This is a genomic window from Nostoc sp. C96, from assembly GCF_059384975.1.
Genome location: NZ_CM182020.1, coordinates 4,383,047 through 4,408,809, shown reverse-complemented (window position 1 = coordinate 4,408,809; position 25,763 = coordinate 4,383,047). Strand labels below are relative to the sequence as shown.

At 40.3% G+C, this 25,763-nt stretch carries 26 protein-coding genes, 1 pseudogene and 1 CRISPR repeat array; of the genes and pseudogenes, 10 read left to right on the top strand and 17 right to left on the bottom strand.

Features of this window, described 5'->3' with window-relative positions; genetic code table 11:
* Positions 1-52 precede the first annotated feature (52 nt).
* Positions 53-886 (top strand): D-alanyl-D-alanine carboxypeptidase family protein, encoded by an 834-nt coding sequence (locus AC504W_RS18845; protein WP_494873771.1) that lies wholly within the window; start codon positions 53-55, stop codon positions 884-886.
* Between the two features lie 56 nt (positions 887-942).
* Here AC504W_RS18845 and AC504W_RS18840 read toward each other — a convergent pair whose 3' ends face one another.
* Entirely contained in the window at positions 943-2,037 is a 1,095-nt protein-coding gene (locus tag AC504W_RS18840) for a glutamate--cysteine ligase (protein WP_494873770.1), read from the bottom strand.
* 204 nt (positions 2,038-2,241) lie between these two features.
* Between AC504W_RS18840 and AC504W_RS18835 the strand changes: the two genes are divergently transcribed.
* The 3 genes from AC504W_RS18835 (at position 2,242) to AC504W_RS18825 (ending at position 4,764) form a co-directional block, all read left to right on the top strand.
* Positions 2,242-2,913, top strand: a complete 672-nt coding sequence (locus AC504W_RS18835; RefSeq protein ID WP_494873769.1) for a Mo-dependent nitrogenase C-terminal domain-containing protein — start codon at positions 2,242-2,244, stop codon at positions 2,911-2,913.
* 129 nt (positions 2,914-3,042) lie between these two features.
* Complete coding sequence (gene obgE, locus AC504W_RS18830) at positions 3,043-4,071, top strand: GTPase ObgE (protein WP_494873768.1); 1,029 nt, start codon at positions 3,043-3,045, stop codon at positions 4,069-4,071.
* 111 nt (positions 4,072-4,182) lie between these two features.
* Entirely contained in the window at positions 4,183-4,764 is a 582-nt protein-coding gene (locus AC504W_RS18825; RefSeq protein WP_494873767.1) for a Uma2 family endonuclease, read from the top strand.
* Positions 4,765-4,811: 47 nt separating this feature from the next.
* Here AC504W_RS18825 and AC504W_RS18820 read toward each other — a convergent pair whose 3' ends face one another.
* Positions 4,812-5,939: an acyltransferase family protein gene (locus AC504W_RS18820; protein ID WP_494873766.1), complete on the bottom strand. Its 1,128-nt coding sequence runs from the start codon at positions 5,937-5,939 to the stop codon at positions 4,812-4,814.
* 476 nt (positions 5,940-6,415) lie between these two features.
* Between AC504W_RS18820 and AC504W_RS18815 the strand changes: the two genes are divergently transcribed.
* On the top strand, positions 6,416-7,309 hold the full coding sequence (locus AC504W_RS18815; RefSeq protein WP_494873765.1) for a sugar phosphate nucleotidyltransferase: 894 nt from the start codon (positions 6,416-6,418) through the stop codon (positions 7,307-7,309).
* Positions 7,310-7,472: 163 nt separating this feature from the next.
* On the opposite strand, the gene AC504W_RS18810 is transcribed toward AC504W_RS18815, so the two are convergent.
* The 3 genes from AC504W_RS18810 to AC504W_RS18800 form a co-directional block, all read right to left on the bottom strand.
* Positions 7,473-7,733, bottom strand: coding sequence for a hypothetical protein (locus AC504W_RS18810; RefSeq protein WP_494873764.1), 261 nt, complete (start codon positions 7,731-7,733; stop codon positions 7,473-7,475).
* 148 nt (positions 7,734-7,881) lie between these two features.
* Positions 7,882-8,025 (bottom strand): hypothetical protein, encoded by a 144-nt coding sequence (locus tag AC504W_RS18805; RefSeq protein WP_494873762.1) that lies wholly within the window; start codon positions 8,023-8,025, stop codon positions 7,882-7,884.
* An 89-nt stretch (positions 8,026-8,114) separates the two neighbouring features.
* Entirely contained in the window at positions 8,115-8,303 is a 189-nt protein-coding gene (locus tag AC504W_RS18800) for a hypothetical protein (protein ID WP_096578843.1), read from the bottom strand.
* 547 nt (positions 8,304-8,850) lie between these two features.
* On the opposite strand from AC504W_RS18800, the gene AC504W_RS18795 reads away from it, so the two are divergent.
* Both AC504W_RS18795 and AC504W_RS18790 read left to right on the top strand, forming a co-directional pair.
* Positions 8,851-9,087, top strand: a complete 237-nt coding sequence (locus tag AC504W_RS18795) for a hypothetical protein (protein ID WP_494873761.1) — start codon at positions 8,851-8,853, stop codon at positions 9,085-9,087.
* A 25-nt stretch (positions 9,088-9,112) separates the two neighbouring features.
* On the top strand, positions 9,113-9,385 hold the full coding sequence (locus AC504W_RS18790; protein WP_494878698.1) for a hypothetical protein: 273 nt from the start codon (positions 9,113-9,115) through the stop codon (positions 9,383-9,385).
* Positions 9,386-9,445: 60 nt separating this feature from the next.
* On the opposite strand, the gene AC504W_RS18785 is transcribed toward AC504W_RS18790, so the two are convergent.
* On the bottom strand, positions 9,446-10,003 hold the full coding sequence (locus AC504W_RS18785) for a Uma2 family endonuclease (protein ID WP_494873759.1): 558 nt from the start codon (positions 10,001-10,003) through the stop codon (positions 9,446-9,448).
* A gap of 265 nt (positions 10,004-10,268) precedes the next feature.
* Between AC504W_RS18785 and AC504W_RS18780 the strand changes: the two genes are divergently transcribed.
* Complete coding sequence (locus AC504W_RS18780) at positions 10,269-11,918, top strand: iron uptake porin (RefSeq protein ID WP_494873758.1); 1,650 nt, start codon at positions 10,269-10,271, stop codon at positions 11,916-11,918.
* Between the two features lie 99 nt (positions 11,919-12,017).
* On the opposite strand, the gene AC504W_RS18775 is transcribed toward AC504W_RS18780, so the two are convergent.
* From AC504W_RS18775 to AC504W_RS18765, 3 genes are read right to left on the bottom strand one after another with little or no spacing between them, the layout of a single operon-like run.
* Positions 12,018-12,395 (bottom strand): hypothetical protein, encoded by a 378-nt coding sequence (locus tag AC504W_RS18775; protein WP_494873756.1) that lies wholly within the window; start codon positions 12,393-12,395, stop codon positions 12,018-12,020.
* Positions 12,392-12,724 carry a DUF5674 family protein gene (locus tag AC504W_RS18770; RefSeq protein ID WP_494873755.1) on the bottom strand — a complete coding sequence of 111 codons (333 nt, stop codon included), beginning with the start codon at positions 12,722-12,724 and terminating at the stop codon, positions 12,392-12,394. The genes AC504W_RS18775 and AC504W_RS18770 overlap by 4 nt, the downstream gene beginning before the upstream one ends.
* 18 nt (positions 12,725-12,742) lie before the next feature.
* Positions 12,743-14,059, bottom strand: a complete 1,317-nt coding sequence (locus AC504W_RS18765; RefSeq protein WP_494873754.1) for an ABC transporter ATP-binding protein — start codon at positions 14,057-14,059, stop codon at positions 12,743-12,745.
* Between the two features lie 185 nt (positions 14,060-14,244).
* On the opposite strand from AC504W_RS18765, the gene AC504W_RS18760 reads away from it, so the two are divergent.
* Positions 14,245-15,513 (top strand): FAD-dependent oxidoreductase, encoded by a 1,269-nt coding sequence (locus AC504W_RS18760; RefSeq protein ID WP_494873753.1) that lies wholly within the window; start codon positions 14,245-14,247, stop codon positions 15,511-15,513.
* Between the two features lie 203 nt (positions 15,514-15,716).
* A CRISPR array of direct repeats spans positions 15,717-16,277; the repeat unit is 39 nt; unit sequence GTTTCAATCCCTAATAGGGATTAGTTGAAATTGCAATAT.
* Positions 16,278-16,525: 248 nt separating this feature from the next.
* On the opposite strand, the pseudogene AC504W_RS18755 reads toward AC504W_RS18760, so the two are convergent.
* Positions 16,526-17,916: pseudogene (locus tag AC504W_RS18755) on the bottom strand (lysophospholipid acyltransferase family protein).
* A gap of 176 nt (positions 17,917-18,092) precedes the next feature.
* Between AC504W_RS18755 and AC504W_RS18750 the strand changes: the two are divergent.
* Positions 18,093-18,812, top strand: a complete 720-nt coding sequence (locus AC504W_RS18750) for a class I SAM-dependent methyltransferase (RefSeq protein ID WP_494873752.1) — start codon at positions 18,093-18,095, stop codon at positions 18,810-18,812.
* A 190-nt stretch (positions 18,813-19,002) separates the two neighbouring features.
* Here AC504W_RS18750 and AC504W_RS18745 read toward each other — a convergent pair whose 3' ends face one another.
* The 7 genes from AC504W_RS18745 to AC504W_RS18715 form a co-directional block, all read right to left on the bottom strand.
* Positions 19,003-20,370, bottom strand: coding sequence for an NAD(P)/FAD-dependent oxidoreductase (locus AC504W_RS18745; protein WP_494873751.1), 1,368 nt, complete (start codon positions 20,368-20,370; stop codon positions 19,003-19,005).
* A 20-nt stretch (positions 20,371-20,390) separates the two neighbouring features.
* Positions 20,391-20,630, bottom strand: a complete 240-nt coding sequence (locus AC504W_RS18740) for a hypothetical protein (protein WP_096578827.1) — start codon at positions 20,628-20,630, stop codon at positions 20,391-20,393.
* Between the two features lie 39 nt (positions 20,631-20,669).
* Entirely contained in the window at positions 20,670-21,338 is a 669-nt protein-coding gene (locus tag AC504W_RS18735) for a cytochrome c oxidase subunit 3 (RefSeq protein ID WP_494878696.1), read from the bottom strand.
* A 33-nt stretch (positions 21,339-21,371) separates the two neighbouring features.
* On the bottom strand, positions 21,372-23,036 hold the full coding sequence (locus tag AC504W_RS18730) for a cytochrome c oxidase subunit I (RefSeq protein WP_494873750.1): 1,665 nt from the start codon (positions 23,034-23,036) through the stop codon (positions 21,372-21,374).
* Complete coding sequence (locus AC504W_RS18725; protein WP_494873749.1) at positions 23,023-23,973, bottom strand: cytochrome c oxidase subunit II; 951 nt, start codon at positions 23,971-23,973, stop codon at positions 23,023-23,025. The genes AC504W_RS18730 and AC504W_RS18725 overlap by 14 nt, the downstream gene beginning before the upstream one ends.
* Positions 23,974-24,101: 128 nt before the next feature.
* Complete coding sequence (locus AC504W_RS18720; RefSeq protein ID WP_494873748.1) at positions 24,102-24,707, bottom strand: DUF2231 domain-containing protein; 606 nt, start codon at positions 24,705-24,707, stop codon at positions 24,102-24,104.
* A complete protein-coding gene (locus AC504W_RS18715) occupies positions 24,704-25,198 on the bottom strand; it encodes a DUF2231 domain-containing protein (RefSeq protein WP_494873747.1) in 495 nt (164 codons plus the stop codon). The genes AC504W_RS18720 and AC504W_RS18715 overlap by 4 nt, the downstream gene beginning before the upstream one ends.
* Between the last annotated feature and the right edge of the window lie 565 nt (positions 25,199-25,763).

Here is a 25,763-nt window from a genome sequence, read left to right as displayed (position 1 = left end):
AGTATTTACACATATCATAAGCAGAAAATATATTTATAATTTTCAGAATTTCATGAAATATCTAATTAAAAAAGCGAAATTTATCTTTATTGCTATTTTTATTTGTTTGTCATTGGTAGCTAGTAATAGTATTCAACGTTCTCAAATTGCCACAAATTCTTCATCAACAAGTCAATGCTTGGTTGCCGCAGTGACTGGCTGTACTGCTAATGCCCAAGAACCAAGTATTCCTAGCCAGCCCGTAACTGAGGAAGAGCGTTTTGTTGCAGGAATTATGCCGAAGTTAAAAGTAATGCCTGTACCTGGAACGTTTGAATATACTTTATTACGTTCTTATGGTGCTGCATTTATTAATCCAGCGAATGATGTGAAATTGCCGCCAAAATTGATTTTTGATAATGAAGAAGATACGCAAGCATTCCAATCGCAACTGACATTAGAAAAAGTTGTTGGCACAAATGAATGTTATTTGCAAAAATCAGCAGCAGATGCTTTAAATAAAGCCAGATTACAATTTAATATTCCCTTAAAATCAGGTTATGGCGCTAGTGATTGTATGCGTAGCTTTGCCACAAATTTAAGGTTTTGGCATAAATATGCTAATAATAAAACTTTAGAAAAAGTCAAACAAGGTAAAGAAACCGCCATCCTTGGTTTAGTCGCACCACCAGGAACATCGCAGCATCTTTGGGGATTAGCGATTGATTTAGGTGTCTCTAATCCAAAACAAAGACAAATTCTGAATCAACATGGTTGGTTTCAAACCGTGGTCAAAGATGTACCACACTGGACTTATCTTGGTGTATCAGCAGAAGATTTACCTACATTAGGTTTTAAAAATCAAGTGATTCAAGGAATTACTTATTGGCTCACACCTTTGTCATAAATCTCCAACTTATGGGAGAAGTCGGGGAACTGAGCAAGCGCGATTTTCACTTAATATCAATAAGTTTGTCGTAATACTGCTTCTATTGAACCTAACTGGTGAAACATTTCAATTAATTGATGTGATTTGCTTTTACGCTGCTCTAGCATAATTTTTAATGGTGTTAGTAATTGAGCATCTGAGTCATTATGGAGAGCGAATTCAGCAGCTTGTAAAACTTTTTTAGCATTAGCAAAAATATCTTCGTTATCAAAGCCTTCTTTAGCAGAAATCTGGTGTAAAGCTGCATCGGGTGTAGTAACTCTACCTTGTAAAGTTTCATCTAATATCAAACCTTTTAATAATGCTAATAATGCCGCATAAATATTAAAATCATCGCAACTATCAAAAGCTTTAAATTCAATGCGTCCGATTTCTGCGGGAATGCGGGCGACTTTGGTTAATGAAGGGATACTTGTAATTAATTCTTCTGACTTCTCGACAAAAACTAAAGTCGCTGAACGTTTACCTGTTCTGATAAAAGTTCTCACAGAAAGTCCTTCCCATAAACTCCCATTGTAAAAAGGAGAGCTATAAGTAAACGGGACAATGTAGGGACTGTAATAAGTTAACTTTTTGCCAATATCAATTAAACGGTCAGTAGACATATTTGCTACAGATATATTCAAATCTGGCCCGTAGCTAACCATATAAATATTAGCTGTTTGTTCATCAGGATAAGCTTGTAGTTGTTTGATTTCAAAATCGTTTAATGGAGGTTGCGGTTCAAAAACAGTTTTATAGGGGTTATAACTCGCTAAAACTGGGATGTATCCAAAACTCTTTGCTACTTCCCGCAGTAAATGAAAACTTTGTGATAATTCATTAACTGCATCTTGAATATTAGTATGTATGGTTGTTCTAATTTCGATACCTTTAGCTGAACAATCAATTGGTTGCTCAGAGTCAGCAAATCTTTCAAACCCTTCAATATACCATCTTTTCTTTTTAATCCCAGCATCACCTACACGCAGTTGAGGATAGTCGTTGGGATAAATAGGCAATTTTTCTACAATTTGAGCAAAATCTGCAAATTTAGTGTGGGTAAAATCTGCAAACTTTCCTTCTTGGTTCAAAAATGCAACTTCATGTTCAATGCCAAAATAAAACATAGCTTGTACCTGGAAAAAGTTTAATTAGAAAAAATTCTCAATATTTTTTAAAAGTATTTTAACTTGCAGCGTGATCGGGAAGCGATCGCTCATAACTTGTAGTTAGGAAAATAGCAAATCTTAAAAGCCTGTTAGTTAAAGGCACAATCAGTTACCTTCAAGGGTAGCCTAGTATTCACCGAGAGATGTTTGAGGCACAAGTGTATGACTAGTGTTGTGAAATCCCCATACAGTAGCGAACAAATTGCCGCTTGGTTACGTGGACTGCTAACAATTGCTTGGGCAGATGGTAACTTTGATGACCATGAACAGCAATTTATTGCCAGTTTCACTAAAGAAGAATTAGCACCTAGCCTGAAATGGGAGTCTTTAGAAGTCATTACCCCAGAAGACTTAGCCGCAGTTTTAGGTAAAGGTACACCAGCAGCCGAAAATTTTTTACGTACAGCTGTGATGGTAGCGATCGCTGATGGTACATATTCTTCTAGCGAAGATCAAGTTCTCCACCAATTTTGCCAAGCTTTAGAACAACCAGAAGAAATTATCGAAGCCCTGCGTCATACCCTAGAGGTACAAGACCAGCTAGTTTCTGCACCAGGTCTATCTCAAGTACCACCACATTTACCACTCAACTCTCTGCGCGACTGGTTAGATGGGTTAGATGTACAAGACCCCAGAGTTGCCCGGTTCTTATGTAAAATGATTCCTTCTCAGTGTCCCTTTGAACGAGATGTGACTCTATTTGGACGCAAAATTGTTCACATACCACCTTTGTGTAAAATTAATCCACTTTATGAGCAACTTGTCGGTTTACGTTTTCGCGCCCTCTCCTATTTGGCAGATGATTGCGGCGAGGATGTCACGCCCTATATTTGAGTGTTGTTAGGGTAGCGGAAGTTGAGCAGCGTGCTGAGTGTTGAGGAATGAGTTAAAAGTAGAGAATAAAGATAAAGCATTGATTAAAAAACTTATAATTTAAAACTCACTCCTCAGCGCTTTGAGAATATGAAATTCATTGATCAAGTAGAAATTCAAGTTGAAGCAGGTAAAGGTGGCGATGGTATTGTCGCCTTCCGCAGAGAAAAGTATGTACCAGCTGGTGGCCCCTCTGGCGGAAATGGCGGACGGGGTGGTTCAGTTATTTTCAAGGCTGTAGAAAGCCTGCAAACCCTATTGGACTTTAAATATAACCATCTTTTTAAGGCAGAAAATGGTGGTCGAGGCGGCCCGAATAACTGCACTGGTGCATCTGGCAAAGACTTAATCATCGAAGTTCCCTGCGGTACAGCGATTTATGATGCCGAAACTGATGAAATTATCGGCGATTTAATTGAACCTGAACAAACCCTGGTAATTGCTAAAGGTGGTAAAGGTGGACTAGGAAATCAATATTTTTTAAGTAACCGCAACCGCGCCCCAGAATACGCCCTCCCTGGTTTAGAAGGGGAAAGAAAAATGCTTCGTTTGGAGTTAAAACTATTAGCAGAAGTGGGAATTATTGGTTTACCCAATGCTGGTAAATCTACATTGATTTCATCTTTATCAGCAGCACGCCCAAAAATTGCCGATTATCCTTTCACTACCCTTGTGCCAAATTTAGGTGTAGTCCGTAAACCTACTGGTGATGGTACAGTTTTTGCCGACATTCCCGGATTAATTGAAGGCGCAGCCGACGGTGCAGGCTTGGGACATGATTTTTTACGTCATATTGAACGCACAAGAGTGCTATTACACTTGATTGATGCGACTAGTGATGATGTCATCAGAGATTACAATACGATTCAACAAGAATTGCAAGCTTATGGACGAGGGTTAGCAAATCGCCCGCAAATTTTAGCACTGAATAAAATTGACGCAGTTGATAGAGAAGAAGTTGATTTAGAAGCATTAGCTACTCAATTAAATCATCTTGCGTATGCTCCGGTTTTCTTAATTTCTGCGGTAACGCGTAATGGTTTAGAGCCATTGTTACAGTCAGTTTGGAATATTCTTGACCAAATGAATGCTGTTGAAATAGAGCAGGTTTTGAGTTGAGTTAATTTAAAATAAAACTACAGATATTCCCAGATAAATTATCTGTGTCTATCTGCCTCTATCTGCGGTTAATGATTCATTATTTGGGCTTGTGTTAAAAGTCTAATAGTTATGCAGTTACAAGAACAACGCTATTATTCGCCTGAAGAATACCTTGAACTAGAGGTGAATTCTGAGGAAAAACATGAATATATTGATGGGCAAATAATTCAAATGGCAGGCGGAACACCAGATCACAACCAAATAGCTGGTAATTTATATACTGTGATAAACTTTGCTCTTAAGCGTCAGCCTTATCGAGCCTTTGTTACAGACCAGCGTCTATGGATACCTAGCACGCGAATTCTCACTTACCCTGATGTGATGGTGGTGAAAACTCCTTTGGAATTTCAAGAAGGAAGACGAGACACTCTAATTAACCCAGTATTTATTGCTGAGGTGTTGTCAAAATCTACTAAAAGTTATGATCGCGATGAAAAGTTTGCTGCTTATCGCACAATTCCCAGCTTTCAAGAATATATTCTGATTGACCAGTCTAAAATGCACGTTGAGCAGTATTGCAAAACTGAGAATAATAAGTGGCTATTTTCTGAGTATGACGATGCAGATGTGTTATTAAGTTTAGCGGCTGTTCCTTGTCAGGTTTTGCTGGGGGATATTTACGATAAGGTGGATTTCAGTGTGGAGGAGTAGGAGCAATTGGCCTCACGCAGAGACGCGGAGGCGCAGAGAGATAAAGGTTAGACTTTGAGAAACCAGCGTTGGCGATACATCAGAACGGCAACAGCCCACCATAGCAAGACAGTAACAAGGGCGAATAGTAATGAACCGTTGAAAGTTCCTGCCCAAGATGCGAAGATGTTTTGATAAATCCAGTTGTAGGTACTGGGGGCGGTTTCGCCTGTACCGATTTTGGTTTTGGCTAGGATTTTAATTAATAATACAGATGCGACGAAAAGAGCGATCGCATTTAAGCCCATAATTTCAAATGGTTTACTCCAGCGTTTGATTAATCGCACTTCTATCAGTTCGTAACAAGCAGCTAGTAATAGTAATGCCCAACCACTGGTAAAAATAACGTAAGAACTCGTCCACAGTTTTTTGTTAATGGGGAACACCCAACCCCACGCCCAACCAATAATTAAGCAGCCAATACCAAATAAGGCTAACCCTACACTTGTCCGTGTTTGCACTGGCTGTTTACGTATCCATTGCCCTGTGAAGTAGCCAGCAAGAACACTAACAACAGCAGATATAGTGCTGAAAAGTCCCTCTGGATCTCCCATGTTTTTGAACCCATCACCAGCATACAGATGTGCTTGCGGTATAATTAGGCGGTCAATATATGCGCCAAAATTACCTTCCCGTGTCAGCGCACCAGCACCATATTCAGGAACTGTTACATACATCATTGTTAGCCAATAGCCGATGAGTAAGACGGCGGCTAGTATCCATTGTCCTTTGCGTGGGAGCTTGAGAACTGCCAAGGAAGCTAACAGATAAGTGAGGCTGATACGCTGTAACACTCCCATAATGCGGATGCTGCTGAAATCAAAAGTCCCAACGCCTTTGTTCCAAAAGCCATTTAATAATAAACCTAAAGCAAATAAAATTGCTGCACGGCGAACTATTCGCCAATAAACAGCAGCAGTAGGTTTATTTTCTGCGGTGTATTTTGACAAAGAAAATGTCATTGCGACACCAACAATAAATAAAAAGAAAGGAAATACTAAATCCGTTGGTGTGCAACCATGCCAGTCAGCATGAGCCAGGGGAGGGTAAACATCATCAGCTACTCCTGCCATGTTGACAAGAATCATACCAGCAATGGTGATGCCACGAAAAACATCCAGTGAGGTCAGGCGCATAGATGGAATGTTGTGTTCAGAGTCTAAACGGTTGCTTGTTATGATACTTCAGTGGCAATGAAGACTTGACAATATTTACTCAATACTTTGCTATGTCACAAAACAGCACTTAAGGATTTTCCTCACTTAAGTGCTTTTTCGCATAAATATACACCAGTTCACTTTATGGCTACAATCTTGAGAAAACACAAACTATCTATGATTAAAGACGGATTGTGGAAATTAATTGCAACTAATGTATCGTGAAATGGTATCACTCCTTGCAATAGGTAACAATACCTCTGATGTGGCACAATTGAATATATAGTTAGTGACAGTTGAGCAACTGACACTATGACAAAATGTCATATTCATCAAGTTAAATTAAGCAAAGCATAGCCATCGTAGGTTGGTAAATTTATTAGAAAAAGTTAGTGAGGATGAGCGATCGCTCTCTTAACAAAATCTCAAGAGCTAATTGTCAAAAGTGCTGAACTATGCCACACAATAAAGTTAGAAAAGCTGTAATTCCAGCGGCTGGTTTCGGCACTCGCTTGTTTCCAGCTACTAAAGTTGTCAAAAAAGAACTGTTCCCCATTATTGATCGAGATGGTAGAGCTAAACCTGTAATTCTGGCAATTGTCGAAGAGGCTATGAGTGCAGGAATTACAGAAATTGGCATTGTTGTACAACCAGATGATATAGAAATTTTTACAGATTTATTTAAAAATCCACCACAACCAGAACTGTTACAAAAGCTTTCGCCTGAAAATCAAAAATATAGTCGATACCTGCAAGATATTGGTGATAAAATCACGATTCTTACCCAAGAAAAGCCAGAAGGCTATGGTCATGCAGTCTTCTGTGCTAAAAATTGGGTACAAGATGAGCCATTTTTGTTAATGTTAGGTGATCATGTTTACGCATCCGATACTCATAAATCTTGTGCTAGTCAAGTTTTAGATATTTACGCACAAGTACATCAAAGTGTAGTGAGTTTAACAACTATGCCAGCAGCAATTATTCATAAAGCTGGTTGTGTCACCGGAGTATGGCAAGAAACTAATTCTATTTTGCAGGTGACACAACTTGTAGAGAAGCCAACTGTTGATTATGCGCGTCAAAATCTGCGGGTAGTCGGTATCACGGATGATGAGTTTTTATGTGTATTTGGTTTGTATGTACTAACACCAAGGATTTTTGATTGTTTAGCCGAACATATCGAGAAAAATTTACGCGATCGCGGCGAATTTCAGTTAACATCCTCTCTAGATACTCTATGTCAATCTGAGGGAATGACTGGTTATGTTGTCCAAGGAAAATGTTTCGATACAGGCTTATCAGATGCTTATCGGCAAACAATGATTGATTTTAGAAATATCTCAAAATAGTAAATAACAGTATTGTGTCAGCAAACTCTAGTTTTTGGTGAGGTGCAGCCATAAACCGACGCGCACGGTATGAGTGAAACTTGAGCCTGAGTTTGAAGTGGTATAGCTCATTTAACAAAGCCAAGTTTACTATTTAGGTAAATGCACCTTATTTACTACTTGTTTATGAATGAGATGATTTTTCAGATGATCTTTCAGATGATCTTTCAGATGATTTTTCCTGCTTGCCTTTTTTGATTAATTCCATATAAATATTAACCTCACTCACTTCTACATCATGTTCAATTCGAGTTACCTTCCAATTTTCTTTATTGATGTAAATTTCTTCGCCTATTCTGGGAATAAATTGTAAATCATAGAGTTTTTTGAGATAATCCTTTTGTTTTTCTTCCCATAATATTACTTTCACTATATCTCTACTCATAGTTAGCTTATCCTGTTTTGCGAGTAACCGAAAGTCACTGTTTAATGACATTCATTTCGCCAGTTTATCTTACTTATCCAATCCAATAGCGTAGTTTAAACCACATTATTTATAAGATTGTAGTTAAATTGTTGAGGATTTTTTTGTGTTACTTTATGTTCACGCTTTGGCGATCGCAGCGGCTACCTTCGTACCATAGTAGTGTTGCTGAAAATTGAGCGATCGCATCTTTTAATTTATTTGCAAAATAAGTTTTTACTTCACACACAAGAGAGATTAAACTCAATGACATACATTGTCTCCAAAATCATCAGTGTGCAGAGATTTAGATTTAGGATAAATGTATGTCATCTTTAGCGCACTCAATTTAAAGTGAAATATTCAATCTTGAATAATTAGAATTTTCTGCTTCAAATAATGCTGAAGTAATCTATCATTCTTAATAAAGTCCCGAATTTCCGTTAGCTGTTCGCTGCTAACTTCAGTTTCTCCAGGCACAAAACATATCCCTAAAATCAGTATATGAGGTGGAAGATATTTGCCTGTTTGTTTATATTTTACTATTGCCACACATTCACCATTTTTTATCTTTTATCAGGGCATTGCTATACACAAGTAGACTATGCTAAGTTATGTAACTAATGCCCAAGAGCAAGATACGTATTAGATAGTCTTGTGATCAAACTCAGTTACTTTTGTAGCACCATCCCTTTTAAAAGATTCTGAAGTTTAGTTATTGTCACAGGCTGACAATTTTATGGAAAAATTGCAGTTTTAACTAAAAAAACAGAAAAAGTGCTAAGTGTAGTCGATCACATAGCCGAAAATAATTCTCGCCCATCTAATCATAACATTATCTAAAAGAAAGCTATGTGTAAATATTGTTTCATTAGACTCTACAATCCTGATGCAGAGTGAGTTTTAGTTGAAAATCACCCACAGTTATGAATTAACTGTTAAGTCTTAATTCTTGAGCCAGGAACTTTTGTTGACTCTTTGAACAGCTAATATCTTGATTTTTGTACACTTTTGCCAATTGATTAATTTTTAGACACAAATTAGGCACAAATAAGGAAACTGTGCAAATATAAAGAAAAGCTTAAGAGGTTAGAGACTCATGATCACCACTAAAATGATGCAACAGCTTTGGGCTGTAATAGAGTCTACTAATGTCAGCACCTTGCTCCAGTTTGATGACGTGGCTTTAGTACAACTGCTCTTCCAGCAATTAAACACCCAGCAGGAAGAAGATTTACAGGCAGATAGTAGCCTTAATGCTTATATACAATCTAAACTGCCTTTAATTCGAGACACTGCTGAAGGCAGATTATCCTTTAGCACAGAGAATCACTAATACAAAAGTTTACCAATCAAATATGATGAGTCACTGGCTCGGTATTGCGCTTGTAGCTTATCTAATTGGCGCGGCGATTGAAGGGATAAGTACAGCCAGTCAGCTATCTCATTCATTGCCGGAAATAACCAAAGATATGCAATCCCAGCCATCAGAATCTGCTAATCAACTTGAAGAGAAGTGGCGTGTTTTTGCAGCTATTTTCTCTGTAAGTGTTTGTGGAGCTTGTATTTGGCCTTGCCGTCTGCTTCACCGTTTAATTAAAAAGAAAGTTTCGTCTGAGAATTCATCTGATTGAAGCATCTTGATATCATACTGGGTATAGTGACAAATTTCCCAATATTAAACTTGAAAATATTTATGGTATTCCCGCTTGTTGAAAAATTTGTGCGGGTGTAATTTGTAGGCCTTCAAATAAAGAATCTTCTAAACTATCTTCACCAGCTTTTGTTTGTGGGTGTGCATCAGGATAAAAAACAGTAACGGTTTTAGCTTTTGCATCTACAACCCAAACTCTCATCACACCCGCTTCTAGATAATCTGTTGCTTTCGCACTCATTTCACCAAAAGTTTGGTCAGGCGAGATAATTTCTATTGCTAAATCGGGCGGTATGGGACAAGCTTCATCTTCAATTACATCGCTGTGAAGGCGAGAGTATGAAACATAAAGTAAATCTGGTACAGGAACCCAGTCTCGACCTCTGCGTTTTAACGTAACTGCCCATTCGATACCAACTTCACCGCGATTTTTTGCCCACGGCGTTAAAAGTTGAGTCAAAGCCAAGGTTAAACGCGAATGAAATCTTTTTGGTGCCATTTTGGGTTTTGCCTCTCCATCAACTAATTCGTAGGTAATATCACCTTGTGGTAGGGCGAGGAATTCTTTGAGTGTCAGTTGAGATTTGATTTGAGTCATAAATATCGCATCTCCTTGGCGGTTAAGTTTATTATCTGCGATCGCCTAACGGTAGGCATTGCTGAAAAAATCAAGATACTTTTGATGCTGAGATAATTGAGATAAAACCGCTAAAGCAAGAGTTTACACTGAGAAATATCAAAAAATGGAGAAGTTTTGGCACAATAGCAGCTAAATCAGCAAAAGAGAAAATAAAGTATTATGGGATACATTTAGAAGACAGCGATCGCGTCATTCTAACAAAACAGTGTGAGGAAGAAAGAACATGTCTCATTTATTGTGGAAAACACTGGTGTTGTCTCCAGTATGCTTAGGCGTAGCTGTTTTATTTTCTGCGAAGGTAGTTGCAGCTGAAATTGAAACCGAGTCACCAACACCTCAACAACAGTTGATTTCTCAAGCCACAACTGAAGAAAATCAAGTTTTAGAACAAGTAAACCAATATAGTCTTGATGGTAAAAACCAAAATTCCCTATCTCAAGTCACATCAGTTTCGCAGTTTTCCGACGTACAGCCTACAGATTGGGCATTTCAAGCATTACAATCTTTAGTTGAGCGCTACGGATGTATTGCTGGTTATCCTAACGGCACTTATCGCGGTAATCGTGCTTTGACACGTTATGAATTTGCCGCCGGTTTAAATGCTTGTTTAGATAGAGTTAATGAACTGATTGCGACTGCAACCGCTGACTTAGTAAAAAAAGAAGACTTAGCCACACTTCAGCGTTTGCAAGAAGAATTTTCCGCAGAACTGGCAACTTTACGCGGTAGAGTAGATGCACTAGAAGCACGCACCGCAGAGTTAGAAGCCAATCAATTTTCTACCACTACCAAACTTGTTGGTGAGGCGGTTTTTGCTGTCACCGATAGCTTTGGCGACAACGACACCAACAACACCGTTTTCCAAGATAGGGTACGTCTCGATTTTCAAACCAGCTTTACTGGTAAAGATATCCTACACACCCGGATTGCAGCTGGGAATGCCAGTGTTTTACCTTTAGCAAACAACACTTACGAGGGAACGCAAACATTTAACGTGTTCCTAGGTGGTAACAATAGCGCGTTTATCGATTGGTTAGCTTATTACTTTCCTGTGGGTAACTCGCAAATTTACGTTGCAGCTACTGGCGGTATTCACAGTGATTACGTTCCTACCGTTAACCCCTACTTTGAAGATTTTGACGGTGGTAATGGTGCTTTATCTACCTTTGCTGGCGAAAGTCCAATTTATCGGATCGGTGGCGGTGCAGGTGCGGCGCTAAACTTAGCCTTTGGTGGTAGCGGAACTTTTAAACCTTCATTAACTTTGGGTTACTTGGCTGCGGAAGCAAATAACCCCAATTCGGGTTCAGGTTTATTTGCAGGTAACTATGCAGCCTTAGCACAATTGAACTTGAATGTGGGCGATCGCCTGACCTTAGCTGCCACCTACGTTAACGGCTATCATGGTGCAGGTAGCGCTTTATTCGATTTTGGCTCAGTCACCACTGGTGTTGTTGGTACTCGACAAGCTAACCGCCAAGACTTTGCTGGTAGCGGTAGCGCCTACGTGAGTAATTCCTATGGTTTTGAAGCAGCTTTCAAACCTAGCGACAAACTTTCCATTAGTGGTTTTGTGCTGTACAGCCAAGTTACAGGCTTTGGCGCAAACGATGACGATGATATTTGGAGTTATGGATTAGGCGTAGCTCTACCAGATCTAGGTAAAAAAGGCAACGTTTTAGGTATTTTTGGCGGCGCTCAACCTTATGCTGGCAGTGGTAATAACAACACTCCATACCACATTGAAGGTTTCTATAAATACCGCGTCAGCGATAACATTTCCATTACGCCAGGTGTGATTTGGTTAACCAATCCTGGTCAAACTTCTGATGATGCAATCATTGGTACTTTAAGAACCACCTTTGTTTTCTAAAAGTTCTCATCAATAAACGGTATTTCTCAATAAGAAATACCGTTTATTTTTGAAGATTTTGGTTAGTAGCATTTGTGAAAACTAAGAGGTGAATCAAGTTTATGCGCTGAGTGATTCTGGTTCTGTTGCAGCTATTTCCAAAACCCGATGTAACCAATCCTGTATTTGTTGGAATGCAAATTGCTTTTGTTCAGCATCAGACCAGATGTTGTCCCAATGGAATAGCCAACGAGTCATAAGACGACCCAAATCAACTAATTCTGCGGCTCGGTCAATATCATCAGCTTGCACCATGTCAGGGACAGTCCACTCAAGAAAGTATCGGCTTTCCTTAATTAGATCGAGTATTAATTCCTGGGATGATGATTCTCCAGTCCACAAAGACTGAATTTGTGACAGGTGATTTGCTAAATGATGTAAACGAGTGGAAACATCATCTTGCATAAAAATTTGTTGTTTCGGTGTCACTTCGATCATATATTTCCCAAGAATTCGATAATGATTTGGGCTACTCTTTCTCTAATCATAGGATCTAAAATCTCCATTGATTTATTTTGCCGGGGGCGGAGATTTACCATTGATTCAAAAATCATCCTTCCCGTCAATGACATGAAACTGGCTGCCCAAAGATTTTCTTGTCGGCTACCATCAAGCAGTAGAGCCTGTTCGCAATCGTAATGCAGATCGCCACCACCTGCTAATACTCGGCGCTCGATATCAACAGCAGTTTTGATATAGAATTTGTGCTGTTGCAGCATCTGTTCAAGTTGTTCAGGGGTGGCGCGATCGCGTAACAACAGAATCATGGAAATGCTATTTTACTGTTAAGAATTATTCGTCGGGAATATAGCTAAATCTGTTTCTGGGTCGAAAAAGTGAATTTTTTCAGGATTTATTGATAACCATAATTGTTCACCAACACTTAGCTGTCGGTCTGTGGGAATTCTCACTTGCAAGTAAGGCGCACTAGAAGATATTGGTGAGTCTGGTTCAGTTAGTCTGACACTCAAGAAAGCATCGTTACCCAAATTTTCTACCAAGTCTACTTTGACTGGCAGATTTTTAGTCGCAGGTAAACTCAGGTTTAAGTGTTCGGGACGAATGCCCAAAATTAAAGTTTGTTTATCATATTTTTGCAGAGCTTTTCCCCAAGTTTCTGGGAGTGTCAAACGAAATAGGGAATGGCTAATTAACAATGGCGCATGAAACTCTACCGGAATAAAATTCATCGGTGGTGAGCCAATGAATTCAGCCACAAAGCGGTTAGCAGGACGGTTATAGAGTTCTAATGGAGAAGCAAGCTGTTGAATTTGGCCTTGATTCATGATGGCGATGCGATCGCCCATTGTCATTGCTTCGGTTTGGTCGTGGGTAACATAAATCGTTGTTGTGCCTAATTGTCGCTGCAATTTGACAATTTGAGCGCGAGTTTCTGCCCGCAATTTGGCATCTAAGTTAGATAATGGCTCATCCATTAAAAATACTTGAGGATCACGGGCGATCGCTCTTCCTAATGCTACCCGTTGTCTTTGTCCCCCCGATAGTTGTTTGGGTAAGCGATTCAGCAGCATTTCAATTTGTAACAACTGCGCCACAGACCGCACCTGCGTCTCAATTAATTTTTCTTTTGGCGAAATATAACGTAACCCTTTGGGTAATTTCTTCGTTCCCCCTACCAAAAGATTTTCCACCCAATTAGGCATTTTATCTCCCCTGCTCACGCCAGTCGCCTCAACGGGGGGAACCCCCGCACGGCGCTGGCTCCCCTGCTCTCCTGCTCCCTGGCTTCCCCGACGGCGCAACCCAAAAGCAATGTTGTCATACACCGTCATGTGAGGATAGAGGGCGTAATTTTGAAACACCATTGCAATGTCTCGTTCTTTGGGTGGTAAATCATTGATTAAGCGATCGCCTACTAAAATATTGCCACCTGTCAGCGTTTCTAAACCAGCAATTAACCGTAGTAGTGTGCTTTTACCACAGCCCGAAGGCCCCACCAGTACCATAAATTCACCATCGGCGATAGTCAGGTTAATGCGGCGCAAAACATTAAGATTATCTGCACGTTCTTGGGCTGCATTACTTTCGCCCTTGCGGGGGGGGAAACTTTTATAAACGTTTTCTAAAATTACTTGTGCCACAGGTATTAGTTATTGTCATAGGTCATTCATCATAAGTCATTGATCATTAACTAAAAATAAACGACCAATGACAAAGGACATTTTAGCGATAATACATCTTCCCTATGACTACAAAAAGTTAAAAAAATCGCTGGCATGATCAAAAGCCAACTACCCTTGATTTAGGGCTACCTAGAGGTGTTGTGATGACTAACCATCTACCGACAAATCCTATCCCCGACTCAAGTGTTAACCCAGCCCATGAGATTGTAGACTTACAAACCACAGATTGTTGTATTGTGGGTGGTGGCCCAGCCGGGGCTATTTTAGCTTTGTTATTGGCGCGTCAAGGCATATCTGTAATCCTGCTAGAAGCGCATAAAGATTTTGACCGCGACTTTCGGGGAGACACAATTCATCCATCAGTCATGCAAATTATGGATGAATTGGGTTTAAGCGATCGCTTATTGCAATTACCCCATGCCAAAATGCGCCAAATTAATGTCAAAACCCCAGAAGGTAGTTTTACTTTGGCAGATTTTAGCCACCTCAAAACACCTTATCCTTACATCACAATGTTGCCACAAGTGAAATTTCTGGAGTTTATCACCCAAGAAGCGCAACAATATCCTCATTTTCAATTAGTTATGGGTGCGAATGTCCAAGAATTAATTGAGGAAAATGGCACAGTTAAGGGAGTGCGTTATCGCGGTGGGGGTGGTTGGCACGAAGTCCGCGCTATGCTCACAGTTGGTGCAGATGGTCGCCACTCACGGCTAAGACAAATAGGCGGATTTGAATCCATTGAAACTTCCCCACCAATGGATATTCTTTGGTTTCGCTTACCCCGCCATCCCGAAGATTTTGAAGGCGGAATGGGGCGTTTTGCGCCTGGTCATATCGTGGCCATGCTTGACCGTGGTGATGAGTGGCAAATTGCTTATGTGATTCCCAAAGGAGGATATCATCAACTGCGGGCGGCGGGTTTGGAAGAGTTAAAAAAATCTGTAGTTGAAGTTGTGCCAGAATTAAGCGATCGCCTATCTAGCCTTCAAGATTGGTCACAAGTCGCCTTTTTGTCGGTAGAATCGAGCCGTGTTAAACGCTGGTATCGTTCGGGACTATTACTCATTGGTGATGCGGCTCATATTATGTCTCCAGTTGGGGGAGTGGGGATTAATTACGCCATTCAAGATGCCGTCGTAGCCGCCAATGTTCTCAGCAAACCTCTGCACAATAAATACTTAGAACTCCGAGACTTAGCAAAAGTACAGCGTCAACGAGAGTTACCCACACGCATCATCCAAGCATTTCAGACATTTATTCAAAAGCGCGTATTTGCTCCAGTACTTTCTGCTAATCGCACTTTTCAACCCCCATCATTTTTACGCTTGCCATTTTTGCGCGACTTCCCCGCCAGATTGATTGCTTTGGGTGTGTTTCCTGTTCATGTGAAATATTCAAGTAACTCCTAATCGTCTCTGCGTCTCTGCGTGAGATAAGTTATCAACTTCCTTTATTCTGTTCGCAAAATAAAGTTAACGCCAATAATACCGAGCTATTTATATGTTAGAAAACAAGAATTTGGAGCCTCACGCAAAGGCGCAAAGATTTACATAGGGATTAGTTTGAATTGCAATGAGATAAAGTCATAGCCTGTAAGCTTTTATAATTCATCGTTTCAATCCCTAATAGGGATTAGTTGAAATTGCAATATCCAAACCGCCAACCGCAAACACCCACCACAGCACGTTTCAATCCCTAATAGGGATTAGTTGAAATTGCAATATAACAAATCCTGTGGTCGGAGGTACGCAAACTTTATGTTTCAATCCCTAATAGGGATTAGTTGAAATTGCAATATTTATCTGAAGTTGCCACCGCCAGAACGCTCAAACTGTTTCAATCCCTAATAGGGATTAGTTGAAATTGCAATATAGGTGATGCGCTCGGTAGTTTTTCAATTCTTTATGTTTCAATCCCTAATAGGGATTAGTTGAAATTGCAATATTCCCACAAGCCGTACCAAATATTCCACCTTTAGTAGTTTCAATCCCTAATAGGGATTAGTTGAAATTGCAATATGCTGGTGCAAATATCTTGGCTCATCACCCCATTGCCAGTTTCAATCCCTAATAGGGATTAGTTGAAATTGCAATATATACCGCGACCGATGAAGAAAGGAACTGTGTATCTGGTGGTTTCAATCCCTAATAGGGATTAGTTGAAATTGCAATATAGCGGGAGCTGGAAAAGCGCTTTGTATTTGGTTTTCAAGGTTCGATTTCGCGGATGGGCTAATTATAACACCCGATAATGTAAATTGATTTGCGTGAAATCTCTGAAACCCATTCAGAATAATGTGCGCGGACGATTTTAATTTATTTTTTCTGCAAAACCTGGCGCTGAGAGGAATACAGCCATTTTTGTGGAATGCTAATTTTCTACACCTACCCATCCGCGCTTGTGGTCAAAATAAACAACAAATTAACTAATCAAATTCTCCAAAGCTGTCTGCAAATCTTGTGTCAAAGTACTGGCGGCTTGTCTGGCTGCGTGACGGTTATTTTGCGCTTTTTCCCAGCGTTCGGTAACAGAAATTGGTTCGCCTACAGTAATTTGCACTTGTCGCAAACCTAAGCTTGGTCTACCAGGTAATGTTGAGTCTTGAATTCGAGTCAACATATCATACATGAGTAAGGCTGTCTCAGCAAACCGTTCGGATGTAGGTTGTTCTTGGAGATATGTTTCGGTGATGGCGACAAAACTTTCTACTATTCTCATGTGCTGCATTCGCAAATCTGCTTCTTCGGCAATCCAATCTGCCAGTCCGCGTTTCAAGGGTGGTAGTTTATGAATATCGGCAATGTCTTCTCGGTAAATATAATTCCAACCTGCATCTTCTAAACGGCGACAGCGGTCAATAAAGTTTCCTTGTGCTTGGATATTAAAATATTGTTCAGTAACTTTTAAGCTTGTATCTAATAAACGATGCAGTCGAGGAATTAATGTTTGATTAGGTATTTGTGGTAAGTCTTGATGATAAAAGCGGCGATAAAATTCTTCCATCTCGGTAATGAGATGTTCACCCAGCAGACAGATGCGTTGATGATAAATTTCGGCTGAGTTGTTAATTGCAGACTGAGAAATAGACTGTATTGCTAAACCACTATCTGCTTCTAATTTACTTAACAACCAATTTAGTTTTATCCAAGGTGGCTGAACGTAACGATATTGAATAGCTACTGGTACTATAAATACTGTTTCAGTGCGATCGCTTTTTCGCAAGTCTTCTACACACCAAAAACCTAATTGCGCCACACCGGGTTCTAAGGGGCTAACTATGCCACTATGGCCATTAGTACCACCTTCGGGGGCAACTGCGATCGGCATTTTCCCATTAGCAAATAAATCTCGCGCTGTTTGAATAGCCAACCTATCAACGCGTCTCCCCCGCCGTACAGGAACACCACCAACACGGGAAAATAACCAACCCAGCCAGTTTCCCGCCCATATCGTCATCCCTCGTTCATAAATAAAGTGACTATGAATTGGTTCTTGTAACTTGATACTATGCTGACACGCGGCTTTGGGAACAAGACGCGATAGCAGATACAGCATACACAGGGGATCTCTACTTCTGGGTGGCGAAACGCTATCAAAAAGCGGATTTTGCCTGCTTGGAATTTTTGATATAGTTCGGCTAATATCTCTGCGTTCTCGGCTTCTATTTTGACTACACCAGCAGTTAACCAAGGTCGTGTGCGAAACCGTAAGATAAATGGCAAGAACCATCGCATCATCTGGAGCGCCAGAGGGTTAAAATTTTGGGGAATAAATTTTAATGGTGGTTGAGTGGAGTGTATCGTTTTAGGCAAGCGTCTCTCCAGATGATGTTTCTTGCGATTGTACAATATGAGCTTTAGGTTATAGCGTGGGCGTTGACGCGTTCGCGCACCATCTCGAAGAGAAACGTCTTGTTGTGAGACATCGCACAAATCTTTTCTCGCCAACTACAGTTTATAATCAACCATCTACAGCAGAAAATCAGCTTATGTCTAAGCAGTCTCCCAGTTTTCCGTTTAATTCCAATAATCCTCACTCCGATAAATGGCAGGAAAGAACATCACAAGTAGCTTATCGCTTCAACCGCCAATATCAAAACCAAACTTTTGAACTGCCACCAGAAGTTCAATCCATGCCAATATATCAAGAATGGAAAGCGGGGATATTGGCTGGGAGGGCTGTTTCTCCGTTCTGGGAAATTGCTCAACCGCAGAAAAATCAACATTGTTTAGATATTGGTTGCGGTGTCAGCTTTTTGATTTATCCTTGGCGTGATTGGCAAGCATTTTTTTATGGGCAAGAAATTAGTAATATAGCGCGAGATACCCTCAATTCCCGTGGTTCTCAGTTAAACTCCAAACTATTCAAAGGTGTGGAGTTAGGCGGGGCGCATCATTTAAATTATGGTTTAGATCAGTTTGATTTGGCGATCGCTACCGGATTTAGTTGCTATTTTCCCCTGGAATACTGGAACACTGTTTTGGGAGAAGTTCAACGAGTCCTCAAATCTGGTGGACATTTCGTCTTTGATATCCTCAACCCAGAACAACCCCTAGCAGAAGATTGGGCGGTGTTAGAAACTTATTTAGGTGCAGAAGTTTTTTTAGAACCTCTAGCTGAGTGGGAAAAAATGATTAAAGCTGCTGGTGCTAAAGTGATTACAAAGCAATCAGGCGAATTATTTGAATTGTACAAAGTAAGGTTTTAGTTCAGAACATTTCCATCTCAATTATCCTTTCTGATTCGACAATCATCTTCACTCAAGCCAATATTTAATATCCAATGCAATGAATTAGTTATAATTCCAGAAATCTGTGCAGAAATGTAAAAACCTGCTCCTCTGCTCCCCTGCTTCCTCTGCTGTCTTAATGACAATTATTTCACTGAACACGAATTACTTAGTCTTTGTTATCTTCATTACCTAACATTTTTAATAATTTCCTCCCAACTAAAACACCAATAACACTTGCACCAACTAACTCCACTGCCTGGACAACTTTTTTACCTACATCATGAGGGTCGAGATGGTTATGAAATACCTCTTCATCCAGCCATTCTGTAGTAGCTTTAAAGTCATGAATTGGGGTTGGTAATAGCGTTAAATAAGTCCCTTGCCGGATTAAATGTGCGGGTTCGCCTGTAACTTCAAAAATATTGAATAAGTTAGCAGCAGCATCATTTAATCCCAACTTCAATAAAGTTCCCCGAATGTTAACCTTAAATGGTTTGAGGTCTTCTCCGAGAGCCAGTGCTTTTAAATTCCCAGCAATATTAGCTCCTTGTTGATAGGCGACTTGCGCTGTAGGAGGTAATGAATTATCTTGAACTGCTGCACAATCGCCACCAGCAAACACTTCTGGAAAGTCAAGCAATTGCATCGTGGGAGTAACTAGGGGACGGTGATGATGATCTCGATGTTCTTGAGGAATTGCTAACTCTTGAATCAGGGGATTAAGAGAAGTGCCAGCAGTCCAGATTGTGGTATGTGTTGCCAGTGTCTTAATTTCATCATTGCTTTTATATTCAATGGCATTAGGATAAACAGCAGTGGCTTCTGCCTCTTTAAAAATTTCTATTGCTACACTACGTTTTTGTAATTCTCTCTCAGCAATTGGACGCAACGGATCATTAATATCGCCATCAAGAATTTTTTCACCATGATTTAAGAGAATCACTCTGATTTCAGTAGAATTTCCGCCTAAGGCTCTATACCAATGTGGCAGAAAATCAGCTAAAGTTGCTGCCATTTCCACACCAGAAGCACCACCACCAACTACAACTACTGTTAATAGTTTGCGGCGTTGTTCTATATTTTCTGTTTGAACAGCTTTTTGTAAACATTCACGTAAATGTTTGTCAAGGGCGATCGCATCTGCTTGCGTCCAAAAAGGAAAGGCATTTTCTCTGGCACCCTCAACCTGATGATAACCAGTAACGCTACCCAAAGCTAATACTAAGTTGCTGTAATTGTAAGAGTTGCCAGAAACTAATTTAACCTCCCGTTGATGCAAGTCTATGGACTGTACAGTATCTTGCACAAAGATGACACCACTACCTTTAAGTAATTCCGAAAAACGCGGTACTACTTGAATAGCATCCATCTCGCCATCAAAATATTCATAAAGCAATGGCTTAAAGCAAAAACGCTCATTTTTATCAATCAAAATCACAGAACGAGGATAATGTTCATGAGCTAGGTGTAAAGCTGTAAATAGTCCGGTAAAACCACCACCAATAATTACAGTTTGATAAACTTGACTGTTCATAAAAGCTGAGTAATTTCTTGCTAGATGAATAAAAAGAAAGCAATGAGAATAGCACTAAGAGCAATAGCAAATATGAGAGCGTATTCAAATCTCCGGCTAAAAAATCCTACAGCCGCAATTAGAGCGATCGCTAGTCCGATAATGCCGACATACTGCTCTTTTTGTAATCCATGTGCAATCAAGGGGTCTTGCTTTGCACCAGGAACTGGAGTTTCTTGAATTGCTCTTGGAGATGGTAATTCTTGTGCTAATAACTTCATGAAATCCCTCCTAAAAATACTACTAACTTTTGAATGTTTTTATGGCTGCCAAAGATAGAGAAGTGAGAATAAAAATACCCAAATTATATCAACAAAATGCCAAAACAAAGTAGTTGCACTCACACCAAAGTGACCTTTTTCATAGTTACCTTGTCTGAAGGAACGGACAAGCATAGTTATTTGCAGAATCACGCCAGTCAGAACGTGTAAACCGTGAAAACCAGTTAATACATAAAATGTTGAACCTACCAATCCTGTACTTAACCCAAAATCAAGGTTTTTCCACTCAATTCCTTGACTTATTAAGAAATAAGTTCCCATGCAAATTGTTATCAGCCATAACCAACGGAATTTATTTAGCTGATGATGCTTGAGAGCATTTTCTGCTGGTTGAATGACAAAGCTACTTGAAAGTAAAATTACCGTGTTAATAATTACAAAAATAGACAATTCCGGCCCCGAAATTCCAGGTGGTAGCCAATTTTTTGAGTGGGTTAAGCGCAATCCAACGTATGTAAAAATAAAGCTCAAAAAAACTATACTTTCTGACAACAAAAACACGGTAAACCCAAAAATTGCTTTACCATGATGGTCTTCAGCACGTCCACCACGGACTGGTAAAAAACGCTTGAGCCAATTTGGTAAATATTGCCGCCACCGTTCTAAAGGGATAGGACTTTCATCTACATGAATAACACCACGATTCATAGATTCATAACTTTTGTTATTTGCCATTAGTTCTTAGTTTTCTTGCTGATGATAGTCATGAGGTTCTATGACTGAGTATTTGGGATCTCCATAGTCATAAGGTGGTCTTTTGACAACTGGAATCTCTTCAAAGTTATCTCGCGGTGGTGGTGAAGTCGTTGTCCATTCCAGTCCTGTCGCCAGCCAGGGATTATTACTTGCTCTCTGTCCGTATAGCAAAGAACCCACCATATTGGCAATAAAAGGCAGTACAGAAACTCCTAACAAAAATCCCCCTAAACTAGCGAGGATATTCCACCCTTGATAACGTGGGTCGTAAGAGGAAATTCGGCGTACCATTCCCTGTAAACCTAATGGCAGCATGGGAAAAAAAGTGAGGTTAGCACCAATAAAAGTTAACCAGAAATGCACCTTACCCCAGCCTTCAGCGTACATCCGTCCGGTAATCTTCGGAAACCAAAAGTAAATGGCAGCAAAAATTGCCATCGTGATGGTGTTAAAAACGATGTAGTGGAAGTGTCCCACTATAAAGTAAGTATTGTGGACGTGAATATCAAACGGTACTGCTGCCAACATCACCCCAGTGACACCACCAAGCAGAAACATGGCCGCACCGCCCATAGCAAATAGCATGGGTGTCTCTAAGTGCAGCTTACTTTTCCAAATTGTGGCAGTCCAACCAAATGCTTTTACACCAGTTGGTACAGCAACCAACATTGATGTCACCATGAATAACATCCGCATCCAGCCAGGGGTAGCACTGGTGAACATGTGATGTACCCAAACAAAGATGCTAACTACAGCGATACCTAAAGAGGCAACAGCTAATGACCGATAGCCAAATAGGGGGTTACGGGAAAAGGCTGGCAGCACCTCCGCAAAAATACCAAAGGCTGGTAATGCCATGATGTAAACTGCGGGGTGGGAATAAAACCAAAATAAATGCTGGTAAATAATCGGGTCGCCATTTTCCAAGGGCTTGAAGAATTGCGTGCCAAAATTAAGATCAAATAACAGTAGTATCAATGCACCTGTGAGGGAAGGCAAATTAACTAGCTGCAACAACTGGGCGCTGAGAACTGACCAAACAAACACAGGCATTCGGAAAAATGTCATTCCGGGGGCGCGCATCCAAAAAATTGTAGTGACAAAGTTCACAGCCCCCATAATTGAAGAGATGCCAATCAGGACGATACTCACAATCCAAATAAATTCACCGTTAATTGGCTGACCAGGGGGAATTTGTAAACTTATTGGTGGATAAGACCACCAGCCAGACTGCGCCGTACCATTGGGTAGCAAGAAACTAGAGATTAATAAAAGTCCACTGGGGGGCAGAATCCAAAAAGAGATGGCGTTAAGCAGGGGAAAAGCCATATCCCGCGCCCCAATCATCAGTGGTACTAAGTAGTTAGAGATACCTGCATTGAACGGGATAATCCACAAGAAAATCATGATTGTCCCGTGCAAGGTGAATAAGCCGTTGTACAGAGGACGATCAACTACATTTGATGCTGGCGTAATCAGTTCAGCACGGATGAGCATCGCCAACAGTCCGCCAATCAAAAAGAAAATGAAAGTCATCACCATGTACTGAACGCCGATTACCTTATGGTCAGTGCTGAAACTGAAGTAACGTCGCCAGTTATTTTCAGGATCGTTTTGAGGCGTTGTATCTATAGAATCATGTGTCGTCATTCATTACTTTCCTTTCATTTGCGGTTAGCCTTTTGGGCAGTGCGCTCCGTGCGATCGCCGGCTGCTCCGGTGCAACAGTGTACCAGCCAGTTTTCAATAATGTTTTTGGCGGTTGGCTATACTCAGCAACAGCCTGATTTTTGATGGCTAGTGGTTGTTGTTCTGCTGTGGTCAGCCACTGGTTATACTCTTCAAGAGATTCAATGTGTACATTGGCATCCATCAAAGCAAAGTATGTACCGCTAAATAAAGCATCTTTAAGCTTGTATTCACCCATGCGAGTGGGTGTAACTACAAGGTCAATGTCGCGCCCAGGGACAATATACTGCTGTAAGCGGAACTCAGGGACGTAAAAACTGTGAAGTACGTCCTTAGCGTGCATATTCAGACGAGTCCGACGATTTACAGGTAAGTGTAATTCATTACTAGTAGCATTATTTGGATAGCGGAAAGTCCAATCCCACTGCTTTACGAACACCTCAATAGTTTCATCAGCCGGTTTAGGGATATCGCTGATTGATGCGGCATAGACTGGTTCTTCTAGAGGTGTATGCAAATGTACAACTTGTTGCAAACCTAAAATATCTAATTGTTGATAAATATTGAAGCTTTGGAAAGCCAGCCACAACACTAGCAAGGTTGGAGCCGCAGTCCATAATAATTCTAGTTTTATATCGCCTCTGGATGGATGTCCCTCGCTATAGTCATTTTTAGGTGCGCGAAAGAAAAGTACCGAGTACACCATCATGCCTACAAGCCCAAGAATAATAAACGCGCCAATAGCAGTTAAGAAGCTAAACAAACTATCTACCTTTTGTGCTTCTGCTGTAGCTTCCACAGGCAGCCAAGAATAAGCTTGTTCTCCAATCCAATGGCTGATAACAAGCAACACAGCAATATAACTAGCTATTAGTAAATATTCTAAAAATCTAGACATAAATTCGGAGTGCTTCTTGTTTATTGCATTTCACGAAAAAAATGAGCCAAATTTATGGATTTTTCATTCTTTCCCCCTGCTCCCTGCTCCCTGCGGTCTATTTGTATCAAACTTAAAGTGAAACGGTATTATTTGGGTAGTAAGTTTGGGTTTGCGCCCTCTTGGAGTAACTTAGCAGCAGTGATGTGAACCCCGAATTCCGAGCCTAGTTGCCCTCCTAAAGTTCCGTGAACATACAAGAGACCCATGATGGCAATGCCTACTAACAAGTAAAACCACTGCACTTGTCTGGAAGCATTTTTCAGCCAGTGATAGCGTTGTAAACCTCTCCACACAGTCATAGCAACGATGATTCCCAACAACAAAATGCCTCCCAAACCATGTAAAAGCATCGTCCAAGAGGCATTTAATCCCCAATCACTTTTTTGATTAATTGGTGGGTTTGCCAGCATTAGCTCAAAAAAACCAAATGCGACAGTAAAAAATGTCACGACAGCAGCCCCTAGCAGGTTGTACCAACCAACATCGAATAAACCAGAACGGATGGCGGGAAGACCCAAAAATTTGAAGATTGGTCTTTCGACAGGAAAAATAGCTCCTGCTATGTCAAAAAAGATGGCAATGATGAACAAACCTAGTGTCAGGTGTACTAGCTGTGGGTGGAGAGGAACTTCGTAAGGTAGTCCGTTAGCACCGAACCGCAAGCCTAAAGAGTCAATTAGTGGCGAGTTCATGGTGAAACTCCCTGCTTCATGGCTTCAACCACAGGCTCAACGTGCAACCCATATACCCAAAATAATTTGCTGCCGAGATATATTTGCAAGAATACTAGGCAAATTAAAAACGTTGCGACACCAAGGTAAGCCGGGGGTACTTTTAGGGGGTGGCGATCGCGAATTACAAACCGCCAAGCTGTAATAATGGCAAATATCGCCCCCAGTGACCAACCCATGAGGGTGTGAAAATTAAGTGTAGGCTGGACTGCTGGATAAATTTGTGCCAGCCCTGCTTCAAACTGTCCAAAAATTATGGCTACAAAAATTGCGATCGCCGCAACAAACATATTCCAAAAACCAACCTCAAACAAACGTGTATTGCGGGTGAAATAACCAATGACATCACAAACGAATGAGAAAAACACCATCGCAATCACAAAATGGACAACGATTGGGTGTACTGGGTCGGGGTACGGGAGATTTTGGCTATTCAAATTCAGAGCGAACATCGCTTTCTCCTGGCGATCGCTAGATGCTGGAATACAAATTAATCCTAAAACAAAGTCAAATTTCTTCTTAAGTTTTCAGCTTTAAATTTCTCTCCACAAAAGTATTCTTAGTAACTCATATCTAACAAATAGAATAAAAAATACTATCCCAAGGGTGATTTATTATCAAAATAATTTGTTGATTTTTGTTAATTACACTTGAAAATTTTAAAAGGAATAAATCTAAATTTGACAAAATCTATTTTTACTTAAGAAATTAAGTGCTGCTGCCTTGATGATTTAAGAATTTTATAAAATTGTGAAAATGAAATGAAATTCTTCTAGCTCTTTGGCAAGAGTTTTTGATTCCTCCACTAGCTGGAGGCGATCGCCGCGGCAAACATCTAAAGTAATCCCAGAGTTAAAGCAATATATGTAGCAAATTAAATACTTACTTGTGTGATTTTTGTCACATTTTTAGCAATAGTTAAATTAGGAATTATATTCAATATTGTTAAATATATTCATAGAAAGCAGATTTTTTGGGATTAGCAACAATAAAACCCTAGATTTTCAGAAATTAAGG

What these genes read in the sequence shown, in the direction of transcription:
- AC504W_RS18725 (WP_494873749.1), bottom strand. Translation starts at nt 23,973, where the DNA reads ATGTCTAGATTTTTAGAATATTTACTAATAGCTAGTTATATTGCTGTG.
- AC504W_RS18845 (WP_494873771.1), top strand. Translation starts at nt 53, where the DNA reads ATGAAATATCTAATTAAAAAAGCGAAATTTATCTTTATTGCTATTTTT.
- AC504W_RS18835 (WP_494873769.1), top strand. Translation starts at nt 2,242, where the DNA reads ATGACTAGTGTTGTGAAATCCCCATACAGTAGCGAACAAATTGCCGCT.
- AC504W_RS18820 (WP_494873766.1), bottom strand. Translation starts at nt 5,939, where the DNA reads ATGCGCCTGACCTCACTGGATGTTTTTCGTGGCATCACCATTGCTGGT.
- AC504W_RS18810 (WP_494873764.1), bottom strand. Translation starts at nt 7,733, where the DNA reads ATGAGTAGAGATATAGTGAAAGTAATATTATGGGAAGAAAAACAAAAG.
- AC504W_RS18785 (WP_494873759.1), bottom strand. Translation starts at nt 10,003, where the DNA reads ATGACTCAAATCAAATCTCAACTGACACTCAAAGAATTCCTCGCCCTA.
- AC504W_RS18805 (WP_494873762.1), bottom strand. Translation starts at nt 8,025, where the DNA reads ATGTCATTGAGTTTAATCTCTCTTGTGTGTGAAGTAAAAACTTATTTT.
- AC504W_RS18735 (WP_494878696.1), bottom strand. Translation starts at nt 21,338, where the DNA reads ATGAATCGTGGTGTTATTCATGTAGATGAAAGTCCTATCCCTTTAGAA.
- AC504W_RS18780 (WP_494873758.1), top strand. Translation starts at nt 10,269, where the DNA reads ATGTCTCATTTATTGTGGAAAACACTGGTGTTGTCTCCAGTATGCTTA.
- AC504W_RS18740 (WP_096578827.1), bottom strand. Translation starts at nt 20,630, where the DNA reads ATGAAGTTATTAGCACAAGAATTACCATCTCCAAGAGCAATTCAAGAA.
- AC504W_RS18730 (WP_494873750.1), bottom strand. Translation starts at nt 23,036, where the DNA reads ATGACGACACATGATTCTATAGATACAACGCCTCAAAACGATCCTGAA.
- AC504W_RS18840 (WP_494873770.1), bottom strand. Translation starts at nt 2,037, where the DNA reads ATGTTTTATTTTGGCATTGAACATGAAGTTGCATTTTTGAACCAAGAA.
- AC504W_RS18745 (WP_494873751.1), bottom strand. Translation starts at nt 20,370, where the DNA reads ATGAACAGTCAAGTTTATCAAACTGTAATTATTGGTGGTGGTTTTACC.
- AC504W_RS18715 (WP_494873747.1), bottom strand. Translation starts at nt 25,198, where the DNA reads ATGTTCGCTCTGAATTTGAATAGCCAAAATCTCCCGTACCCCGACCCA.
- AC504W_RS18815 (WP_494873765.1), top strand. Translation starts at nt 6,416, where the DNA reads ATGCCACACAATAAAGTTAGAAAAGCTGTAATTCCAGCGGCTGGTTTC.
- AC504W_RS18760 (WP_494873753.1), top strand. Translation starts at nt 14,245, where the DNA reads ATGACTAACCATCTACCGACAAATCCTATCCCCGACTCAAGTGTTAAC.
- AC504W_RS18825 (WP_494873767.1), top strand. Translation starts at nt 4,183, where the DNA reads ATGCAGTTACAAGAACAACGCTATTATTCGCCTGAAGAATACCTTGAA.
- AC504W_RS18790 (WP_494878698.1), top strand. Translation starts at nt 9,113, where the DNA reads ATGAGTCACTGGCTCGGTATTGCGCTTGTAGCTTATCTAATTGGCGCG.
- AC504W_RS18770 (WP_494873755.1), bottom strand. Translation starts at nt 12,724, where the DNA reads ATGATTCTGTTGTTACGCGATCGCGCCACCCCTGAACAACTTGAACAG.
- obgE (WP_494873768.1), top strand. Translation starts at nt 3,043, where the DNA reads ATGAAATTCATTGATCAAGTAGAAATTCAAGTTGAAGCAGGTAAAGGT.
- AC504W_RS18750 (WP_494873752.1), top strand. Translation starts at nt 18,093, where the DNA reads ATGTCTAAGCAGTCTCCCAGTTTTCCGTTTAATTCCAATAATCCTCAC.
- AC504W_RS18720 (WP_494873748.1), bottom strand. Translation starts at nt 24,707, where the DNA reads ATGAACTCGCCACTAATTGACTCTTTAGGCTTGCGGTTCGGTGCTAAC.
- AC504W_RS18795 (WP_494873761.1), top strand. Translation starts at nt 8,851, where the DNA reads ATGATCACCACTAAAATGATGCAACAGCTTTGGGCTGTAATAGAGTCT.
- AC504W_RS18775 (WP_494873756.1), bottom strand. Translation starts at nt 12,395, where the DNA reads ATGATCGAAGTGACACCGAAACAACAAATTTTTATGCAAGATGATGTT.